The 19,626-nt window shown below is 29.1% G+C and carries 30 protein-coding genes and 7 pseudogenes; 7 read left to right on the forward strand and 30 right to left on the reverse strand.

The annotated features are described in order from the left end of the window. Positions 1 to 41 precede the first annotated feature (41 nt). Genes PL321_RS20525 through PL321_RS18800 form a run of 5 tightly spaced genes read right to left on the reverse strand, consistent with a single transcriptional unit; the run spans position 42 to position 2,076 of the window. Positions 42 to 266 carry an SDR family NAD(P)-dependent oxidoreductase gene (locus PL321_RS20525; RefSeq protein WP_337960887.1) on the reverse strand — a complete coding sequence of 75 codons (225 nt, stop codon included), beginning with the start codon at positions 264 to 266 and terminating at the stop codon, positions 42 to 44. Positions 267 to 278: 12 nt separating this feature from the next. Next, the gene (locus tag PL321_RS18785; protein ID WP_337960888.1) at positions 279 to 1,223 is read right to left on the reverse strand and encodes an SPL family radical SAM protein; all 945 of its coding nucleotides are present in this window, start codon (positions 1,221 to 1,223) and stop codon (positions 279 to 281) included. 36 nt (positions 1,224 to 1,259) lie between these two features. Continuing rightward, complete coding sequence (locus PL321_RS18790; RefSeq protein ID WP_273962988.1) at positions 1,260 to 1,421, reverse strand: hypothetical protein; 162 nt, start codon at positions 1,419 to 1,421, stop codon at positions 1,260 to 1,262. A gap of 2 nt (positions 1,422 to 1,423) precedes the next feature. Continuing rightward, positions 1,424 to 1,855, reverse strand: coding sequence for a hypothetical protein (locus PL321_RS18795; protein WP_273962989.1), 432 nt, complete (start codon positions 1,853 to 1,855; stop codon positions 1,424 to 1,426). Beyond that, a complete protein-coding gene (locus tag PL321_RS18800) occupies positions 1,798 to 2,076 on the reverse strand; it encodes a 5'-methylthioadenosine/S-adenosylhomocysteine nucleosidase family protein (protein WP_273962990.1) in 279 nt (92 codons plus the stop codon). Before PL321_RS18800 ends, PL321_RS18795 begins: the two co-directional genes overlap by 58 nt. A 214-nt stretch (positions 2,077 to 2,290) precedes the next feature. On the opposite strand from PL321_RS18800, the gene PL321_RS18805 reads away from it, so the two are divergent. From PL321_RS18805 to PL321_RS18820, 5 genes are all read left to right on the forward strand, one after another. Further along, entirely contained in the window at positions 2,291 to 2,422 is a 132-nt protein-coding gene (locus tag PL321_RS18805; protein WP_273964704.1) for a DeoR family transcriptional regulator, read from the forward strand. A 101-nt stretch (positions 2,423 to 2,523) separates the two neighbouring features. After that, a complete protein-coding gene (locus tag PL321_RS18810; RefSeq protein WP_273962991.1) occupies positions 2,524 to 2,853 on the forward strand; it encodes a hypothetical protein in 330 nt (109 codons plus the stop codon). A 188-nt stretch (positions 2,854 to 3,041) separates the two neighbouring features. Further along, a complete protein-coding gene (locus PL321_RS20530) occupies positions 3,042 to 3,224 on the forward strand; it encodes an HAD family hydrolase (RefSeq protein ID WP_337960889.1) in 183 nt (60 codons plus the stop codon). Between the two features lie 98 nt (positions 3,225 to 3,322). Next, entirely contained in the window at positions 3,323 to 3,709 is a 387-nt protein-coding gene (locus PL321_RS20535) for a hypothetical protein (protein ID WP_337960890.1), read from the forward strand. Next, entirely contained in the window at positions 3,652 to 3,921 is a 270-nt protein-coding gene (locus tag PL321_RS18820) for an HAD hydrolase family protein (protein ID WP_273962992.1), read from the forward strand. Before PL321_RS20535 ends, PL321_RS18820 begins: the two co-directional genes overlap by 58 nt. Before the next feature lie 129 nt (positions 3,922 to 4,050). Here PL321_RS18820 and PL321_RS22050 read toward each other — a convergent pair. From PL321_RS22050 to nagB, 12 genes and pseudogenes are all read right to left on the reverse strand, one after another. Beyond that, a pseudogene (locus PL321_RS22050) lies at positions 4,051 to 4,352 on the reverse strand (alanine:cation symporter family protein). Beyond that, a pseudogene (locus PL321_RS22055) lies at positions 4,322 to 4,471 on the reverse strand (alanine:cation symporter family protein); the annotation flags it as partial. The pseudogenes PL321_RS22050 and PL321_RS22055, both read right to left, overlap by 31 nt. A gap of 161 nt (positions 4,472 to 4,632) precedes the next feature. Beyond that, positions 4,633 to 4,812 (reverse strand): annotated as a pseudogene (locus PL321_RS18830) (zinc ribbon domain-containing protein); the annotation flags it as partial. 11 nt (positions 4,813 to 4,823) lie between these two features. Continuing rightward, positions 4,824 to 6,174, reverse strand: a pseudogene (gene rlmD / locus PL321_RS18835) (23S rRNA (uracil(1939)-C(5))-methyltransferase RlmD). 261 nt (positions 6,175 to 6,435) lie between these two features. Next, positions 6,436 to 7,692, reverse strand: a complete 1,257-nt coding sequence (locus tag PL321_RS18840) for an MFS transporter (RefSeq protein ID WP_273962993.1) — start codon at positions 7,690 to 7,692, stop codon at positions 6,436 to 6,438. A 59-nt stretch (positions 7,693 to 7,751) separates the two neighbouring features. Continuing rightward, a complete protein-coding gene (locus PL321_RS18845; RefSeq protein ID WP_273962994.1) occupies positions 7,752 to 7,877 on the reverse strand; it encodes a hypothetical protein in 126 nt (41 codons plus the stop codon). Beyond that, positions 7,874 to 8,230: an ArsR/SmtB family transcription factor gene (locus PL321_RS18850; RefSeq protein ID WP_273962995.1), complete on the reverse strand. Its 357-nt coding sequence runs from the start codon at positions 8,228 to 8,230 to the stop codon at positions 7,874 to 7,876. The genes PL321_RS18845 and PL321_RS18850 overlap by 4 nt, the downstream gene beginning before the upstream one ends. A 292-nt stretch (positions 8,231 to 8,522) precedes the next feature. Continuing rightward, complete coding sequence (locus tag PL321_RS18855) at positions 8,523 to 8,858, reverse strand: hypothetical protein (protein ID WP_273962996.1); 336 nt, start codon at positions 8,856 to 8,858, stop codon at positions 8,523 to 8,525. 276 nt (positions 8,859 to 9,134) lie between these two features. Further along, the gene (locus tag PL321_RS18860) at positions 9,135 to 9,284 is read right to left on the reverse strand and encodes a hypothetical protein (protein ID WP_273962997.1); all 150 of its coding nucleotides are present in this window, start codon (positions 9,282 to 9,284) and stop codon (positions 9,135 to 9,137) included. 35 nt (positions 9,285 to 9,319) lie between these two features. Further along, complete coding sequence (locus PL321_RS18865; protein ID WP_273962998.1) at positions 9,320 to 9,616, reverse strand: chromate transporter; 297 nt, start codon at positions 9,614 to 9,616, stop codon at positions 9,320 to 9,322. Then, positions 9,603 to 10,079 (reverse strand): annotated as a pseudogene (locus PL321_RS18870) (chromate transporter). Before PL321_RS18870 ends, PL321_RS18865 begins: the two are co-directional and overlap by 14 nt. Before the next feature lie 118 nt (positions 10,080 to 10,197). Continuing rightward, positions 10,198 to 10,924, reverse strand: a pseudogene (gene nagB / locus PL321_RS18875) (glucosamine-6-phosphate deaminase). A 182-nt stretch (positions 10,925 to 11,106) separates the two neighbouring features. Between nagB and PL321_RS18880 the strand changes: the two are divergent. Together PL321_RS18880 and PL321_RS18885 are read left to right on the forward strand one after the other, a co-directional pair. Then, on the forward strand, positions 11,107 to 11,286 hold the full coding sequence (locus tag PL321_RS18880) for a hypothetical protein (protein ID WP_273962636.1): 180 nt from the start codon (positions 11,107 to 11,109) through the stop codon (positions 11,284 to 11,286). Then, positions 11,283 to 12,497, forward strand: coding sequence for a transposase (locus PL321_RS18885; RefSeq protein WP_273962637.1), 1,215 nt, complete (start codon positions 11,283 to 11,285; stop codon positions 12,495 to 12,497). Before PL321_RS18880 ends, PL321_RS18885 begins: the two co-directional genes overlap by 4 nt. 197 nt (positions 12,498 to 12,694) lie before the next feature. On the opposite strand, the gene PL321_RS18890 is transcribed toward PL321_RS18885, so the two are convergent. The 13 genes and pseudogenes from PL321_RS18890 to PL321_RS18930 all read right to left on the reverse strand — a co-directional run bounded on the left by PL321_RS18890 (position 12,695) and on the right by PL321_RS18930 (position 19,566). Further along, entirely contained in the window at positions 12,695 to 13,756 is a 1,062-nt protein-coding gene (locus PL321_RS18890) for a PTS transporter subunit EIIC (protein WP_337961246.1), read from the reverse strand. Between the two features lie 151 nt (positions 13,757 to 13,907). Continuing rightward, entirely contained in the window at positions 13,908 to 14,054 is a 147-nt protein-coding gene (locus tag PL321_RS22060; RefSeq protein ID WP_443110679.1) for a PTS transporter subunit EIIB, read from the reverse strand. Between the two features lie 40 nt (positions 14,055 to 14,094). Further along, positions 14,095 to 14,517 (reverse strand): hypothetical protein, encoded by a 423-nt coding sequence (locus PL321_RS18895; RefSeq protein WP_273963000.1) that lies wholly within the window; start codon positions 14,515 to 14,517, stop codon positions 14,095 to 14,097. Between the two features lie 18 nt (positions 14,518 to 14,535). Next, positions 14,536 to 14,907: a hypothetical protein gene (locus PL321_RS18900; protein WP_273963001.1), complete on the reverse strand. Its 372-nt coding sequence runs from the start codon at positions 14,905 to 14,907 to the stop codon at positions 14,536 to 14,538. 106 nt (positions 14,908 to 15,013) lie between these two features. After that, positions 15,014 to 15,649 carry a hypothetical protein gene (locus tag PL321_RS18905; RefSeq protein ID WP_273963002.1) on the reverse strand — a complete coding sequence of 212 codons (636 nt, stop codon included), beginning with the start codon at positions 15,647 to 15,649 and terminating at the stop codon, positions 15,014 to 15,016. Positions 15,650 to 15,659: 10 nt separating this feature from the next. Beyond that, on the reverse strand, positions 15,660 to 15,923 hold the full coding sequence (locus tag PL321_RS20540; protein ID WP_337960891.1) for a hypothetical protein: 264 nt from the start codon (positions 15,921 to 15,923) through the stop codon (positions 15,660 to 15,662). Positions 15,924 to 15,946: 23 nt separating this feature from the next. Then, the gene (locus tag PL321_RS20545; RefSeq protein WP_337960892.1) at positions 15,947 to 16,123 is read right to left on the reverse strand and encodes a hypothetical protein; all 177 of its coding nucleotides are present in this window, start codon (positions 16,121 to 16,123) and stop codon (positions 15,947 to 15,949) included. Positions 16,124 to 16,256: 133 nt separating this feature from the next. Next, entirely contained in the window at positions 16,257 to 16,463 is a 207-nt protein-coding gene (locus PL321_RS20550; protein ID WP_337960893.1) for a hypothetical protein, read from the reverse strand. Positions 16,464 to 16,477: 14 nt separating this feature from the next. Continuing rightward, on the reverse strand, positions 16,478 to 16,972 hold the full coding sequence (locus tag PL321_RS20555; RefSeq protein WP_337960894.1) for a family 4 glycosyl hydrolase: 495 nt from the start codon (positions 16,970 to 16,972) through the stop codon (positions 16,478 to 16,480). 213 nt (positions 16,973 to 17,185) lie between these two features. Further along, complete coding sequence (locus tag PL321_RS18915) at positions 17,186 to 17,509, reverse strand: MurR/RpiR family transcriptional regulator (RefSeq protein ID WP_337961247.1); 324 nt, start codon at positions 17,507 to 17,509, stop codon at positions 17,186 to 17,188. Continuing rightward, positions 17,473 to 17,691, reverse strand: coding sequence for a hypothetical protein (locus tag PL321_RS18920; RefSeq protein WP_273963003.1), 219 nt, complete (start codon positions 17,689 to 17,691; stop codon positions 17,473 to 17,475). Before PL321_RS18920 ends, PL321_RS18915 begins: the two co-directional genes overlap by 37 nt. Before the next feature lie 67 nt (positions 17,692 to 17,758). After that, the gene (locus tag PL321_RS18925) at positions 17,759 to 18,007 is read right to left on the reverse strand and encodes a MurR/RpiR family transcriptional regulator (RefSeq protein WP_273963004.1); all 249 of its coding nucleotides are present in this window, start codon (positions 18,005 to 18,007) and stop codon (positions 17,759 to 17,761) included. 223 nt (positions 18,008 to 18,230) lie between these two features. Further along, positions 18,231 to 19,566 (reverse strand): annotated as a pseudogene (locus PL321_RS18930) (IS1380 family transposase). Positions 19,567 to 19,626: the final 60 nt, after the last annotated feature.

Here is a 19,626-nt window from a genome sequence, read left to right on the forward strand (position 1 = left end):
TAGTTCTTCGTGGGGGCCAAAATATCCGACACCAGCATTATTTATGAGTATATAGATTTCTTCTTTTTGCCTATTTCTTTTACTTTATCACACAGTACCTCTATATTCATCAAATCACAAACAATTTTATTAAAGTTTTGGTGTTCATAGCTTATCTTAGAAAAATCCCTTCCAAATCCATATACTTTAAATCCTTTTTCCAATAAAACTCTGCTTATTTCAAAGCCTATTCCTGATGATGCTCCTGTAACTATTGCTGCCTTCATACTATCATCCCTTCATATGTATATTTTCTCTCTATCTACATAGGACTTTATAAGACTGTAAACATACTCTATCATCTCTTTTCCAAGTTCCCTATCATAGCTACATACACCCTCTATAGTATCATAGGGATAATTTAAAACGATTGAGTTAGGCCTTTGTTTTCTCATCCTCTTTAGGTAATCCTTTGAAACCCTGAAAAGTCCAATGCTGACATCAATTATTTTTTCACCATCTATGATGCTAAAGACTTCTTCAACTAAAGTTTTATAATCCTCTCTCCAATCTTTTATATATAGTATTGGGTCAAAGCAAAGTCTAACCCTCCATCCCTTATCTACTGCATTCTTGATTGCTTCAATTCTTCTTTTTAAACTTGGCGTCCTGTGCTCATACTTTTCTATTACTCCATCTGGAGATAGTGTCCAAGCTAAAATCACGTTATCTTGAGGTTCTAAATCCTTTATTGATGTAAAATTTGCACTTTTTGTTCTTATCTCTATTGTTAAATCTCTATTTACCTTTGCAAATTCAATAAATCGTCCTACATAGTTTGTTAATCCTTCAAAGGCCAAAAGGTCTGTATCATAGGATATACAAAGATAAACAGGATGCTTCTTTAACAGCTCCCTTATTTCTTTAAAATAGTCATCGATGTTTACAAAAATAACAATATTAGCAGATGTATACATTCCCTGAAGATAGCAGTATTCACAGTCGTATATACAATTCATCATTATTGAAGTATAGTAAAAATACTTGTTTCCAAAATCTTCACAGACCTCAGCACCTTTATATATTAGGTTATTCTGTTTTACTGCCAGTATAAGTTTTGGACTTTGCTTTTGAAGATAAAAATCTTGATTTGCTCTTGAAAACACATCCTTATAATGTTCTATTTCAATTATTTTTGAGCATTCAAACCTTTTTAATATGTCCTTTGTTAAACTATATTTCATTGCCCTTTTTCAACATATATATGGGAAAAGGCCCTATTAAACAATTCTTCCCTTAAGCTCTGCAAGATACATCTTCCCTTCATTCTTTGATTTACAATTTATACTTAAATATGTATTAATGAGTTTTGTTATGTCGTTGTTTGAAAGTTTATGGTATATCATAAGCTGTCTAAACTCATTTTGCATTGTTGCAGACATCTTTAGGTTTTCAGACGCCTTTTTATAAGCTCCTCTTCCTCTCTTGTTAAGACTTCCTCTTTATAATTTAATGCATCTTTAATGTTATTTATCCATTCTACTACTTTATCTACGCTTTTTCCTATTATATTTAATATGATATCCTTATCTATATTTTCTATGTTTAAGTAGTCAGAAACTATCTTTATAAAAAATATTTGGTGAGGTTTTAAAAACACAGATGCCGCCTGATACAGGGCAGAAGCTTCCATATCTACTAACTGTTCACTAACCTCCTCTTTTATAACTACCCTTGAGAAGGTTTCAATACCAGCTTCTTTAAAGGGGTGTTTTAGTAATATATCTGGATAAAAGGTGAAATTTGTTTCGTTGTCCTTTATTTTGTTGCATAAGAATACTTCCCTCGAGGAACTTCTATATCCCTTGTACCGCATACTCCAAAGTTAATATACACATCTTTATCATTTACTTGTTGCCTTGATAAAAGATATGTTAAGGCAACTGCAGACCTTACTTTTCCAACACCTGTTATTATCAATGTAACTTCATCATTTTTAAAAACCTCAAATTTGTTTATACTATTGTCTCTTTTCAAGCCGAACTTTTTTATTAATTCCTGTGCTTCTACATACATTGCTGTTGATATGTAAACCATATCCCATACCTCGCTTATGAATTTTGTGGTTTATACATAAGTAATTATAATATAAATTTTTAATTTAATGAAATATTTTCTAAATAAGTAGAATTTAATTCTTTTACTTATAATTCATTATATTTACTTACAATTAATTGACTTTTTACTTACAATACATTACAATTAAATTAAAGAATAACTATCGAGGTGGCGTATGTTTCAAGAAGAAAGAATGCAGCATATATTAGAATACCTTAAAATAAATAAGCGAATTAGTGTTGAGGATATATGCAAGTTGTATAATGTATCCCGAGATACTGCAAGAAGGGATTTGGTTAATCTTGAAAAAAGGGTCTTATCGTAAGAACCCACGGAGGAGCAATTCTGCCTCTTGCCCACGAAAAGGTAAAGCCATATGTTGAAAGACTTCATTATGATGTTGAAGAAAAACATAAGATTGCAAAAATGGCAACTTCTCTAATTAAAGAAGGCGATACAGTTATATTAGATACATCAACAACAGTGCAAGCCTGTGCTGAACTTATGCAGGATATTGAGTGCAACGTTATTACAAATTCAATTAATGTTGCTGATGTATTGTCCTCTAAAGCAAAAATAAAAACTATTTTATTAGGTGGAAAGTTAAACCCAGAGCATAGATTTTTATACGGCCACAATACGATAAATATGCTTTCTAACTATTATGCAGATAGAGCCTTTTTAGGTGCACTTTCAATAACAAAAATGGAATATTTGTTGCTGATGACGAGGATGCTGCTGTTATGCAAAGCATAATAAAACAATCCAAAGAGACTATTGTATTAGTTGACCACAAAAATTTAGTAATACTGCTGCCTTTAGGGTGTGTAGTTTATCTGAAATAGACATTATTATTACAGATGCAAGTCCAAATGAAGGTATTATAAAAACTCTTAAGGAAAATGGAGTTAATCTTATTATAGCAAAATGATGGAGGGATTTAATTGAAGCTTATTGTTTCTGATTTAGATGGTACTCTACTTAATTCTAAGCACGAAATAAGTAAACAAAACATAAGGGCCTTAAGGGCTGCTAAGGAAAATGGATATGAAATTGCAATTGCAACCGGTAGAATATATACAGATGTGCTTAATATATTAAAAAGGCTCAAATCGATGCACATATAATTTCAGGAAATGGTTCAACAGTCCACACTATAGATGGTAAAAAATTAAAAAGCTGGACTATTCCTAAGGATGAACTTAAAACTGTTGTAAACTGGTTAATGGAGAATAAATTCTTTCTTCAGATTCTAACTGACAATAATGTATATCTGCATAAAGGCTTTGAAGATACTATAATAGAAGATTTTAAATTAGCCAAAGGTAACAATCCAAAAATAACTAAGGAGTATATTGATGTTACAATGAATTTGATTTTTTCACAATACGGAATTAAATATTTCAACGATGTTGATGAACTTTTAAATTCCGACTTGGAGTTCTGCTGCATTTCTTCTATGTCCTTTGATGAAGAAAAATTAAACTATGGTAGGGAATTTGTTAAAAATTTCAAAAACTATCCTTTGTTATATCCCATAAGTATAACTTTGAAATGGTTTCAAGGTATGCGTCTAAGGGTAATGCACTTGAATATCTTGCAAAATATTTGAACATAGGCCTTGATGATGTAATCGCCTTTGGAGACAATTTTAATGACATTTCAATGTTTAAAAAGGCTGGTATTAGCGTTGCTATGGGAAATGCAGAAGGTGAAATAAAAAGAATATGCCGCTTTGTTACACTAACAAACAGTGAAGATGGAGTAGCTGATTTTATATTTAAACATCTTGAAAATACAAAAGCTGAATCTACCCCAGCGTGACCATTTGGGCGTTATGGGGAAAATAAAAGAGGGATAATAAGTGATTTAAAACTTATCTTATTATCCCTCTTTCTTTATTACATTTGGTTGAATGGCTTGTATCCAATATCTATTTATAAGTAAAATACATTACTTATTTTCCTCATATTCTTTCAAAGATTTTACAACCAAACCAGACAATCCAAGTAGTGCTATAAGGTTTGGAATGACCATTATTCCATTAAAGAAATCTGCTAACTCCCATACTAAAGGAACTTCAAGAACTGTACCTAATGCTATGAAAATAACAACAAATATTCTATAGGGCATAAGTCCTTTTTACCAAATAAGAATTTTACGTTTGCTTCACCAAAGAAATACCACCCAATTATTGTTGAAAATGCAAAGAATAATAGGGTCTTGTACTCATACCAAAGAAAGCACTCAACCACATCCAAAATATAGCTCCAGGTTCACCTGAGGCAATTGCTGTCGCTGCACCTGCTAAATTACCTGTTCCAACCTGTGCGGCTATTGCTGTTGCTAATGCCTGAAAGGATGTCATTCCCTCTTTTCCTGCCTTTTCACCCATTAAGGTTATATTTCCAAAAACTCTTTTACAACCTTCTGTGAACTACCCCCACCTATAGAGGTTGGGGCTTCGTGGTCAAGATAGCTTCTGCTACCAGATTACCCACGCTCAAAGGGCTGTTCAATCCCCAATTTTACCATCTAAATGGCTAATTTTAGCAAGCTTCTTGACGCATTTATATCTCTATCTTGATTAGCACCACAAATTGCACATTTCCATTCTCTTAATTCCAATTTTTGCATCAGGTTTTTTATATCCACACTCTGAACATATCTGACTTGATGCATAGTTTTTGGTGCTATTATTACTTCTCTACCATACATATTTTAAGCTACTTCCTCTCTAACTTTACTACACTCTCCACGTGTGGAGTTTGTGGGAACATATCAACTATTTTTAACGCCTTTACTTCATATCCACTCTCTTTTAGCTGTTTTAAATTTTCAACTAATGTCTTTGGATTGCAGGAAACATAAACTATATCCTTTGGATTAAAATTTATAACATTTTTTAAAGCATCAGGTGTAACACCTGGTCTTGGTGGATCAAGAATTATAATATCTGGTTTTTCTTCGATATTTTTAATTACTTCCTTTACATCCCCTGCAATAAATACACAGTTGTCTAAACCATTATATTTTGCATTATTATTTGCTGCTTCAACTGCCTCTTCAATGAGTTCAACCCCTATAACTTTTTTGCATTTTGAGCAGCAATCTGTCCTATTGTACCTGTACCACAATAAAGGTCAAATACAACCTTATCCTTAGAAGCACTTATAAATTCTCTAACAACTGAATATAGCCTTTCTGCACCTAATGTGTTGGTTTGGAAAAAGGAGAAGGGAGAAATTTTAAATTTAAGACCTAAAAGTTCTTCTATTATATAGTCCCTTCCATATAAAACTTCTACCTTTTCAGGCTTAACCGCATCAGAGAGACTGTCATTTACAGTATGAATTATTCCAGTTAGAGTTCCATCATATGTAGTGTTTTTTAAAACTTCAACATAGTCATTTAAATTAAAATCAATTTGTGATGTTGTAACAAGATTTACCAATATTTCCCCTGTTTTCTTTGCCTTTCGTACAACAAGGTGTCTTAAGTATCCTTTATGGCTTAATACGTTGTAGTGGGGAACTTCCCTTGATTTAAAATATTCAAGTGTTGATTTAACTATAGTTCTAAAATCTTTATCTACAAGTAAACAAGTAGTAGTAGAAACTACTGCATTTCTTTTACAGGAGTGTGGAGTCCTAAAGTTAACTCCCCACCCTTTTCATAATCTCCAAAGGTAAACTCCATTTTATTTCTATATTCATATATACTTGGGCTCTCTACAATTCCTCTGTATTCAAATCCATCTATATTAGCCTCTTTAAAAAGTTTTAATACCTGCTCTTCCTTCAACTCAAGTTGCTTTTTATAATCAATAAATTGGTGAGTACAGCCGCCGCATATACCAAAGATTGGACAAGGTGCCTCTATTTTATAATCTACTTCTTCAAGAACCTCAAGTATTTTAGCCTCAACCTTCTTTTTCTTTTTTGTAATTTTAGCCAATACCTTCTCTCCTGGTAGTGCTCCCTTTACTAAAACCTTAGCATCTTCATAATACCCTACTCCATAACCTGGAAACTCTGTTTCAACAATATCTACTACTATTTCTTGGCCTTTTTTCATATCCTTCCTCCTTCTTTAGATTTACAAAATAAGGTTCTATTCACCCTTCACCTGGGTGGCACTTTTTCTATATTTTTCTTTTTGTAATTTTAGCTAATGCCTTCTCTCCTAAGTGCTCCCTTTACTAAGCATCTTCATAATATCCTACTTCATAAACAGGAAACTTTGCTTCAACATTATCTACTACTATTTTTCATATCCTTCCTCTTTCTTCTAATTTACAAAATATGGTTCTATTCACTTTTCACCTGGGTGGCACTTTTAAAAGAAGAATCCTGATATACTTATTATTGCTAAAATAATAGAAGTTATAAGAAGAAGTATATTCATTGGTAGTAGGTCAGTAAGTACTCCTCCTAATAGCATACCAAGTGGCATTGCTGCCATCGATAGTGTTCCTAACATTGCCGACACTCTTCCTAAAAGTTCATTAGGAATTTTTCTTTGAATGAATACACCAAAGGGAATATTAATAATAGAACTAAAGGTACCTAATACCAAAGCCATTAATACAAATATTATAACAAAAACCTGTGAACTAATATACCCATTTATATAACTATTAACACCTAAATAGGCTAAAAACACAAGTACACTGTAAACTATTATACCAATTTTAAGATAAATATTTATTTTATCCCTTTGAGGAAGAGCTGAAATTATAATTGCACCTAAAAGAAAGCCTATGGATTCTGATGCTCCAACATAGGAATATTCTAAAGCTGATGTTTTAACTATTTGATTGAATATATACGGTAAATAAACTGCAAAAACAGGAACTAAAATAAAATTTAATAGTGTTGCCATAAGAATAACAACAAAAACTGGCCTTTGGTGTTTTATATATATGAAGGTTTCTAATAATTCTTTTATAAAGCGCTTTTCTTTTTCCTCATTTATATCAATTTTGTTTTCATAATCTATAAACATTCTAGATATTCCACTTAATATATAGGAAACTGCATTTAATAAAAATATGAATTTTATACCCAAAAGTGCATATAAAACTCCACCTGCAACAAGCCCAAAAATGTTAGATAGACTGTTTATAGAACTTGTCATTGAATTTGCCTTTGTTAAGTGTTCTTCTTCAACAATGTTTGGAACAATTGAATTTGAAGCTGGTACAAAAATTGCACCACAAACGCTTAAAATAAATGAAGAAATATACAAAAGCGAAATAGATTTTATATTAAAAAACATCAGCATTCCTATAGTAGCTACTGCTACTCCTCTTATTATATCCATTAAAACTATTAGGTATTTTCTGTTATATCTATCCGCAACAACACCACCAAAGGGACTTAAAACAACATAAACAACTGTTCCAAAGGCCATATAAAAGGACATCTGCGTTGCAGATTTAGTTATAGTTAATATATACCATCCAATCGCCATATTGTATATAACGTCTCCAAGTTGCGATACTAATTTTCCCCAGAATAAAAGCATAAAATTTTTATTTGAAAATATACTGTTTACTCTTTTTGCATTATTTATTTCTATTTCTCTCTCCATATTTATTCCCCTTATTTAAAAATTAATAAATTTTTTTACAAAAGGTTTTTAACTAATATCTATAGATTATTTTGACTTTCCTCTTTTTCATCTAATAATATTTCCTCTGTTATTTTAAATAGTTCTCTAACTTTATCAATCTTTAATGAAAAATAAACTTTGTTGTCTTTTTTGTTGAAGGTCACAATATCTGCTTCAAATAAAAATTCATATGGTGATTTACAGTTGCAGGAGTAAGATTTAAAATTGAGGCAATTTCATATCCATAGTAGGGCCTTTTTGCCAAAAGTTTTATTATTTTTACTCTCCTTGTATCGGATAAAACTTTTAAGAAGTTATCTACCTGTTCCTGCAACTTATTTTTATAAACTAATTTATCTGTATTTATTCCAAGCAGCACCCATCCAAATTTTTCTTTATAGTCGTGCATATTTAAAACCCAAAAATATATCTCTTTAAATAGACTAATGTGTATATTTAATTTATACTGCCAAGTCTCATTTTCAATTTTGAAGAAATTTAGAAAATACCTCTCCATAAAATCCTTTGGGTTTTCTGCGAAAATAATTTTATACTTTTCTATTCCCTTAATGCAAATATCCTGTATTCCTTCTTCATATTTTTGTATATCTTCTCATAGAAACTTCTAAATAAAAAACAAGCCTGTTTTTGTTTCATCTGGATTTTTAAACAACTCTACTATTCTTTCTTTTATTTCGTTATCTTCTACTTCTACTTTTGAATATACTTAAGCATCTTTTCTATACTGTTTTTAACGTCATCCCACCCCTCGTGACTATTTGATTCGTGTTCTGAAATATAAGTACCTCCTAAATAATTGAAAAAATTACGTCGTTAGATTTTTCAATAAAATCTAACAATGATTTTACATCCTTTAATTCTTCAAAATCTGCACAATATGCAGCAAGAATACCTGCAATCGGGCAAACTTTATTAAAATACTCTATCTCTGATTTCATATATTTTGTTAGGGAATTATGCATTTCTTCATATAATTGTATATCCTCTTTAGGCGGTTCATAGTTTAAATCCTGTGAAAGCTTCATCATCTCCTCTAATCTTGATATTAAATTAAAGGCACAGGCAAACTCGAGACAAGGATTAAATACAAAATTAGTATTTTCAATTATATCTTTTTCTAACATTTTACTTTATCACCTCAAGTTTTATATTAGATTTCTATCTAATATAATTATATTCAATATTTTTCTAATTGCAAACATAAAATATAAATATAAATTCATCTAATATTGTTCTAAAAAACAAATAAAAAAGGGGTTGTTGAAATTAACAAACCCTCAAAATACTTTGTGGCAATTGTATTATCTTTTATATACGTACCAACTTGAAATATTTTACTTAATAATTAATTTCATAATATGTTTTATTAAAATAAAAAATTCCTATTAATGCGGACAAAATTAATACTCTAATAGGATCCAAAAATTTTTGTATAAAGAAATAAATGAAACAATGAAAATAAAAAAACTCTTTAATTCAGTTACATTTGACTTTATTACAGTATATGATGTAGATACTAAAAGCCCAAATACAACCGGTCTTATTCCCATAAAAACTCCTTGCACCTCTTTATTATCACAAAACTTCACAAAAATTTTGTTATTAAAACTATCAACAAAAATGATGGAAGTACAATACCTAAAGTAGCTGAAAAACTTCCTAAAATTCCTGCTACTTTATATCCAACAAAAGTCGCAGAATTAATAGCAATAGGTCCAGGAGTCATTTCTGATATTGCAAGTATATCTGAAAACTCATTAATTTTTATATATTTATTAACCTCAACTATTTCTCTTTGAATAAATGAAAGCATTGCATAACCTCCACCGATTGAAAAAGAACCAATTTTAAAAAATATAAAAAACAAACTAATTATTTTCATTTTGATCACCCCTAATCCTTGTATAAAGGATTGATATTATTGCTACAGATATTATAATTATTGTTGGATCTATTTTATAAAAACTTATTAGCATAAAAGTAATCGGTACAATAAAATACCAATGGTATTTAATATGACTTGTTCTACCTATATTTAAAACAGAAAAAACAATTAGTGCTGAAACAGCCGGACGTACTCCACAAAATGCTTTTTCTACAAAATTAACTCTCATAAATCGTTCAAAAAAATCGCAATAGCTAGTATAGTAAAAAGGAGGGCAATACACAGCCTAAAGTTGCACATAAAGCACCTATTATACCTTTTTTCTATAACCTATGCTAATTGACATATTAACTGCTAATGCACCTGGAGTTGATTGTGCTATAGCTAATATATCAAGAAATTCATCTTTACCAAACCAATTTCTTTTATCTACAATTTCAGATTGTATAAGGGGAATCATTGCATATCCCCTCCTAATGTAAAAGAACCTATTTTCAAAAACACTTTAAATAATTCCAAATTCAATTTTATCATTACCTCCTTAAATACTCTTCAATACAATTTTTATTTTAAAAATCTTATAAAATTTTTGATGCTGCATCTTTATCTACTATTAATACAACATCTTTATGCAGTTTTAATATAGAAGCTGGCAAAAACGTACTTATTCCTGTATAAATAAGTTGCTTTATAATATTAGCCTTATTTTTTCCACTTGCCAACAATAAAATTTTGTTTGATTTCATTATATCTGCTATACCCATTGTTATTGCTTTTTTAGGAACATTATCTACATCTCCAAAAATTTTGCATTTGCCTCTCTTGTTTCTTCTGTTAAGTCAACTATATGTGTTCTTAGATTTAAATTAACTGATGGTTCATTAAATCCTATATGTCCATTTGTTCCTAACCCCAATATTTGAATATCAATTGGTCCATACTCATCTAACAATGTATTATATTTTTCACATTCCTCATTTAAATTCTGAGCTATTCCGGAAGGTATAAATATATTTTGTTTTTTTATATTAATATAATTAAAAAATACATTATTCATATAACTGATAAAACTTTGTTTAGAATCTTCTCCAAGGCCCACATATTCGTCCAAATTAAAAGAAACAACTCTTGAAAAATCAATTTTATTTACTTTATATAATTCTATAAGTCTTTCGTATAAACCAATAGGTGTTGCTCCTGTTGCAAGTCCAAGTACAGAATTAGGTTTTTGTTTTATTTGTTCTACTATTTTTTAGCGGCAACTTTACTCAATTCACTATAATCTTTTACTATTTTTATTTTCACATTATCACCTCTATTGTTAATATCTAATTTAGCCTTGAGCATAACTCAAAGACCTTGATTTTACTAGCCCGATAGGGCCAAATTTTTTATCACTCAAATTTATGTCATAGGATTTCCTCTCTTTTTGTCGAATTATACTATATAACCACACATAATACAAAAACAATAAGGAGGAAATCTCTATGTACCAACGTCAAGAAATATTTAATATAATTGAACTTTTTACTTCTCAAAAACTTATCAATTTTTATACTAAAATCTTTGATAGTCTTGATTTATCTATATTACCCGATAGGATTCCTTCTAAATATGGTCCTAATGGCTATTCTCGCCATGCTCTTTTAGAGCCTTTATTGTTATGAAATGTGAGAAGTTCGGCAAAATTACTGACCTAAAAGATTTTCTAGAAAATAATCTAATCATTGCTCAGCTTTGTGGTTTTAATATTCTTAAGCCTTTGCCTTCATACTCAGTTTTTCAGAGATTTATTAAAAATTTATCTAACTCTTATCTTAAGGAAATCATGAAAAATCAAGTTAATATTCTTAAAGAACTAGGATTTATTGACAACAACTTTATATCAGTTGATGCAACGCCTGTTAAAGCTAACACTAAATTTAATAATCCTAAATGCTTCGCAAATAACAAGTTTTCTAAAAATAACCCGCCTTCTTCTGATAAAGATTGTAAATTAGGTGTTCATACTGCTAATAACTCTATGAATGTTCAAGTTTCAGAAGATAAACCTAATAATTCAAAGAAAAAATATGAATTCTACTGGGGATACAAAAATCATGTTATTTGTGATGCTATCTCTGGTCTTCCCATTGCTGAATTTACTACAACCGCTGATGTCAATGAAATTTCTAACTTTACAGAAATCCTATCTGATACAAATGAGTGGTTCCCACTCAAAGGTAGTTATATTATTGCTGATAAAGGCTATGATTCAAAGCAAAATCATGACTTTATTCGTAATACCCTTAAAGGTCATGCTTTCATTGCATTAAATAAACGTGGAAGAAAGCCTAAAGACTTAACATCCACAGGTAATGTAATATGCGATGCTGGATTAGCAATGCATAAAGATGGCAAACAATATTTTGATTCCTATATTAAACAAAAGTTTTGCTGTCCTTTTAGAACTTCTAAAGATGATTCTTTATGTCCATGTAACCACGAAAAATTCTTTAACGGTAAGAAAAACAGAGGTTGTGTAAAATACATAAGTATTGGCACTGATTATAGATCTTCCATAAATCGTGATTCTATATTTTTCAAGAAAATATACAGTCTTAGAACTGAATCTGAAAGATACAATTCTAGATGGAAGAATCTAAATACTGAGCAAGCTTATGTTAAAAATATTAACTCTGTTGCTAATCTAAATACAATCGGACATATTTGTCTTTTAACTATTGCAATTGCTGCTATAAAATCTGGCTGTGTTGATAAATACAAATCCCTATCGGGATTAAAAGGACAGCTTAAACTAAGTTATATCAAAATTTTTAAGCATCAATTTCACCAAGGGGATAGTCTACCCTTTTTTGTTTCTTTCATTTCAATTTAAATTCCATTTTTGATAGTTAAGCTACGCTTAATAAAAATTGTAATAATTTAACTTTTGTTGTTTTATTTTTTATTTAATTATGCTCATATCTAAATATCTAATTTTTTAAATTATAACTCCAGCAAACATTGTAGTTTATTCCCAAATTACAATGTATTACTGGAGTATAAATTTACTTCTCTATTTTATTTTTGAAATTATATATTTTTCTTTTTAATGTAAAATGCTGTTAATACTAAAGGTACAGCAATTGTAATAATACTTTGTAATAGATATAAATATAACTTATTGCTACCTAAGAAATAAAGTATGCCTGGTATCCCTGCAGTTCCCATACCTGGTGCTGCAAGCCCTATTGAAGTTGAAAACAATCCACCAATTGCACTTCCTAAAACACCAAACATAAAAGGTATTCCATAAACTAGCGTTGTACCGAATATAGCAGGTTCTGTTATACCAAATAATGCAGAAATAGTTGAAGCAATTGAATTAGTTTTTAATTGTTTATTTCTTGCAAATATAGCAAACGCCATACACGCACCTGCTTGTCCTAAAACTGATGCATTACGAACAGGCTGATATAGATTAAATCCAGTTTTATCTAAGAAATTAATATCAATTATCCATAGTGCATGATGTAAGCCAGTAATAACTAGTATTTGTTGTAATCCACCTATTATAAATCCACCAATTCCTAATGGTAATGTAAATAAAAATCTAAATATTGCTACTATCATTTCTTCTAATAATCTTGTAACAGGACCTATTCCAAATAAAATAATAAATAGTGTTATAGTTAGAGTTAATATAGGAGTTAAAATCATATCTACTACATTTGGTACAAATTTTCTAACCTTTTCTTCAACAAATGAAACAAGCCAACCTGCTAAAACAGCAACTAATACAGATCCTTGATAACCTTTTAATGCAAATTTTACTCCTAGTAAACTTACCATTAATGGCTGTGCTTTTCCTCTTCCTACAGCACCTGCAGCTGGTAAGTTAGAACTTATTAGCATTAATCCAATTACAATACCAAGCACTGGTGTACCGCCAAATTTTTTAGTAGCAGACCAAGCAACTAATGCAGGTAGAAATGTAAATCCTGTATCAATTAAAATTGCTAGTATACTGTACCAAGGTGAATTAGTATTTAATAAATTGGCACCTTGTAGATATGAACGTATTCCCATCAATACACCACTTGCAACAATAACAGGTATAATAGGTATGAAGATATCTCCAAATAATCTACTTATTTTTGTAGTGAATTACCACCCTTTACTTGTATCTCCTCTTTACCTTCATCTTTAAATATTTTTATTACCTCTTTATATACTTTATTAACTATACCTGTTCCATAAATGATTTGTAATTGTCCTGCCGAATCATTAATGCCTTTTACAAATTTTAATTTTTTAGCTCTTCATCATTAACTAAAGACCTTTCTCTAAGTGTCAATCTTAGTCTAGTCATACAATGTTGTACTGAAATAATATTGTCTAATCCACCAACTCTGTCGATCAACTCTGTTGCTGCTTGTAAGAATTCGTTCATATAATTTCCCCTTTTTTATTATTTCTTTATTTTTTAATTTTTAATCTTTAAAATTAACCTTTAATCCATATTGGGGAGCTCCAAGCTGTATCTCCATTTTTTGTGTAACTTTTACAAAAATATTATCTTCTTTTGTTTTTAATGAATTAAACTTGTATTTATATGAAACACTATATGCATCTTTAGGATAAGCTTTATGAATTACAAATTTATATGCGTTGTGCCACCACGGATCTTCTCTATAAAATTCTTTAAACCCATATCTTTCCTTCAATAATTCTTTAACTTCTTCTTCCTTAGCTTCTATAATAGATTGATTTAATAGCTTCTTTATAGGTATAAAATACTCTTTTTCATCAATTATTAGTTTTAGTTGATTATCAATATGATCTTTTATCTCAAATATAATAGATTGATTTTGTATATATGGAGTTAAATAATTTTTGTGAAAGCTTTCCTTCACCTTGTTTTTCTTTTCTTGTTAATATTTCTGCATCAAACCTATTTTCGCTCTGTTTTTTATAATTGAACCTGGCGATGTCCATAATTTTTCTATATTTAATATTTTACCTTTTGTTTCAAGGCTAACCTTCCATATTTTTTCTCTAATATCATCAAAAATCCTTCTATCAGGTCCCCAACCTAATTCTAATTCAAATTTAAATGTAATTAACCCTTCTAACTTTTTATCTTCCCATTTTCCATTATGTACATATGTATCTTCAACTACTCCATTTCTTATAATTTCTATTCTATCAATAGCACTTGAACCTTTTACATTTATATCTATTATATTTTCATCCTTTGCTGTAACTTCACTTCCCATAATTACACCATTTAATCTATAATCCAAAAGTATTCTACTTCTTGACACACCATAAGTATGCCTTTTAAAATTGCATCAAATATACTATCTCTATCATACCTTTCTGATATTACTGCCATAAACCCGTTTCCACTTATTGCTGGGCATACATGGTTGTCACCGCTTGCAATAATTCCCACTTTAATTCCTTTTTCAATGCATATAAAACTGTGCCATCTTCGCTTCTTGGTCCCATATGGATATGTACATTTAAAGGAATATTACAGTCACTTGATTCTGAACATCCGTGGGATGAATATATTTCAACAACAGGAGATATTAATTCATTATTATTATCCCAATTTTTACCTCTATGACCACTTTTATATCCTGGATGATGTGGTATAGCTACTGCATTTTTTAATGGTAATTGTCTACACAATTCCTCATATGTTAATGGCATTTTTATTTCTTCATCTAAATTTCGATAAAAAACATTGTGATCTCCATCTTGACCATCACCTTGCCATTCATAACCCATATATAAAATAAATTCTTCTGAGTTATTTTTACAAAACTCTCTTATCAATTCCCAATCCCTTTTATATACTTTTGAATCTAAAGTATCTTCATAGTTGAAACCATTTTCATTCTTATTAATAAAATATGGATAATAAACAGGAGCCCAAAAATCTAACATTTCTTTTGCGAATTTATACCATTCATTTATATTAACTAAGTCTTTACTATGAATATTTGAATGAAAATCTGTCCAATATATTTTGTACATTATTTCTACCTCACTTTCTTAATGTTGGCCAATAACTTCTATTAACAGCTTCTAACTCTTCTAAAATTTCTTTTGCTATATCTGCATTAACTATAGTTCTATTTAATGTTAGTGCTTTCAAAGCTGCGTCGTAATCACAGTTAAAATATGCGTCAACAGTGAGTTTTTCGTATGCATATTGATTTTCCATTAATGCTTTATAAAATGTCTCTATTTCACCAACACAAAGTGGTTCACACCCCATTGAATTAACTACACAAGGGACTTCTACCATCGCATCCCTTGAAAAATTAGATATTATCCCATTGTTTTTGTTATTATTAAAAATATCCTGTTTTCGTTATTTATAATCGAACTTGCCAATTCTACAATGTACTCTCCGTGTACTCCTTTTTCTAAACCTGATCCTTTAATTGTTTTATTTTTTATTATATAATTGCAAATTCTTTCTACCTCTTTTAATCTATTGTTCATTACATAATTAGCCCTTGTATAATTTTTATCTTCTTTTTTACCATCTTATTAGGATACAAATAATACTGCAAATATGTATTTGGAATATAACCTTCAAAATCTTTTACCATTTCACTTAACTGTTCAAATGTACTTACCCATCCCTTATCTTTTTAAGCTCTTCTGGCATTATACTTTGATTTTTTAACAATTCTTTTATTTTGGGAAGTATATCCTCTCCATTTTTATCATAAAGATGTGTAAACCATCCAAAATGATTAAGCCCAAAATATCTTGGCGATAATTCCTGTCTTTTTAAACCCAGTACCTTTGCAAAACCATCCATCATAGCAATAGGCATATCACATATATGTATTAATTTTTTTCATTAGGAAATACTCTTTTAGTTGCTTCTGCAACAATTGCTGCTGGATTTGAATAATTTATAATCCAAGCATTAGGCGAATATCTTCTAATTTCTTCAACTAATTTAATAATATCTGGTATTGATCTTAATCCATAAGCAAAACCTCCTGCACCACAGGTTTCTTGTCCAACACAGCCATATTTCAAAGGAATTTTTTCATCCTTTTCACGCATCTCCAATCCACCTGAACGAATTTGCATAAAGGCAAAATCTATGTCACTAAATGCTTGCTCATAATCATAGCTTAATTCTATTTTTACATCTGGCATTAATTCATTTATTATTACTTTTGCTGCTTCATATATTAAACTTGTTCTCTCTTTTTCAATGTCATAAAGCACAATTTTCCTTAATGGTAATTTTTCTTTAAAGTCACATAATGTTTTTATCATTGGCAATGTATATGTACTGCCTCCTCCACAAATAACAATCGAATACTTCATTAATATCCCTCCTGTTGCATAACTTTTAAAGACTATGATTATGTTTTAATTATATTACCTGATTTTAAAATTGTGTATATTTTACGAATATTATAATAATTTTTCCTTAAATATGAAAAATTTTTTATCTAAAATTCAATTAGTATTAGAAAATATAAGTCTTGTCAATCTTAAGTAAATTTTATTCATAAAAAAGTTCCTAAATATAGGAACTCATATAATACTATTGTTATTTAAAATTTTGTTTATATTTTCATAGTCATTATCTAAACAGCTATAAAATATTAAATCTATAATAAATAAAATTGTTAATCTTGATGTTGTAGTTATCAATCTATTTATTCCATCTGTTGAATTTACATAAATGACTAGATCAAACATTTGCTCAAAATGAGTATTATTCTTATTTGTAATTATGACAGTTTTTGCATCTTGCTCTTTAGCTATTTTTAAACTTTCGATTACACTTTCTGATTGCCCTGAATATGATATACCTATTGCTAATGTTGAACTATTTGAATTTTTGCCGAATAATATTGCAAATTCTTATCGTTATAAGATTTGCAATGTTTTCCAATTCTATCTAACTTTAGTTCAAGATCCTGTGCAGGTAAAAACGTTGAACCTATTGCATAAATATTGATAAAAGATGAGTTATTTATTAAATCTACAATTTTTCTTAACTTCTCCTCAGTTAAAATTTTTCCAGTTTCTTGCAAAGAAAAAAGCACATTTTTTAAATGTTTATTAGCCTTATCATATAAGCTATATTTTTTGATGGTATTACTATATCATTTTCTTTTTTACCTGAATTAATTTATACTTAAGCTCTGAAAATCCACTACAACCAATATGCTTACAAAACCTAACTATTGTTGAACTTGAAACATGGCATTCATTTTGTATTTGTATAATTTTTAGATTCTCTATATTTTTTATATCATACATTTTTAATAAATATTGTGCAATAACTGAATATGTTGAATTGTCATTAGTAGATAAAACCTTTAATTGTTTTAAAAGTTTATTATTCAAATCAAACATCCTCCTTAAATACAAGAACAGAATATATATACTAATTTTAACTTGAATTCGGCAAGTAAATTTTAAAAAAGTTTCTACTTGCCATTTTTGTTTTCTTTATGAATAAATTTACATTTATTATGATATTTTATACCGTTAGGTCTTTTTTGAGTATACTTAATAAACCCAAATAACATTTGGATTTTTAAGGGAATTTATTGTTTTTATTTTACTATTAAGTATAAACTGTTATCATTTTTCTACTAAAAATATGTATTTGTTTTTGAATATGAGTAATGATTTTTTCTAATAAGCAATTATTTGAAAAACTTAAATATCTATAATATTTGCTGCCGCAAACATTACCACAAACTCTATAAAATATTCTTCTTAATGTACTAATTTCATGATGTTGTACTTCCTTAGGCATGATTGCTTGTTTAAACCAGTTATGAATGTTATATGCTATCATTTTTATTAAAAGGTACAATTCATTGCATTTATGATTTACTAAACTATTTTCGCTAAAGGCATAGCCTTCTTTTATTTCATCTATATTATTTTCAACATCACATCGTTGATTATAATCTTGAAATATTTCTTCAGGTGTTAAATAATTTATATTTGTTACTATTGCTTGATATTTATATTTACATTCTTCGAACATTAACTGATTCATATTTTTTGGAATAATTTTTTCTCTTATAATCACAAATCTTCTTGCTCTTTGCCATTTAGGCAATGGAACTGTAATTTCTGTAACAGATAAAGTAGAACTTATATCGTGCCATATATAATCCTTTGGATTATTATTTATAAAATCTATTATCATTTTAACAGTAGAATACATTTTACATTTAACAACATATTCTATTCCATTATCTTCAAAATATAAAAAGTTTTCTTCATCAAAAACCTCTATCAAGTCTAACTCTTTTAAGAATATATCTTGAAGGAAGCTGGTTTACACAACTCTTAAAGAAATCTAAAAATTTATAATTACTATGGTGTCTACCATTTTCAAGAGTAATGTTAAGTAATTCATCAGTTCCTGAAATAAACCCAACTTTTTCTTTAAATGATGGTCTTCCATTGTACCTTGGATTATATCCTATTCCTGATTTTTCTTGATTACCAAAGATAGTTATAACAGTATCATCAATATTAATACAAACCTCGCGTACATCTTCAGTTGAAGACTTTAAGTCAAGTATTTTTTTATTTATAGTTCTTAATTCTTCTAAAGTTTCTGTTGGTAAAGCTTTTAAGAGATCTCTACATACTTTTTCACTGGGTAATTTATCTACACCTTTAAACTTTTTATATCCTTCATCATTTCTTAATGTTTCAATGTGCATAAATCTTGAGAAACCAAGAATATTTGCATCAATCATGTATTCTATAATTTCTGCAGTATTAAAAGTAGAATTAGCGGCCTTCTTATAGGTTACGCCTTTTTCTAAAATAGTTGGTAATCCTATTATTTGTTTAAAGGATTCCACATAAGAAAAAGTTGCTACAGAAGTAACTTTGGTATCATTAAATTTTGCTTTCATGTTCAAAAATCTAATTTTCTTCTTTAAATTTTTTGATTTTGTTGTAAACTATCCATAGAAATCACCCTTTTGTGT

The sequence above is a fragment of the Caloramator sp. mosi_1 genome (genome assembly GCF_028622835.1).
GTDB lineage: Bacteria > Bacillota > Clostridia > Clostridiales > Caloramatoraceae > Thermobrachium.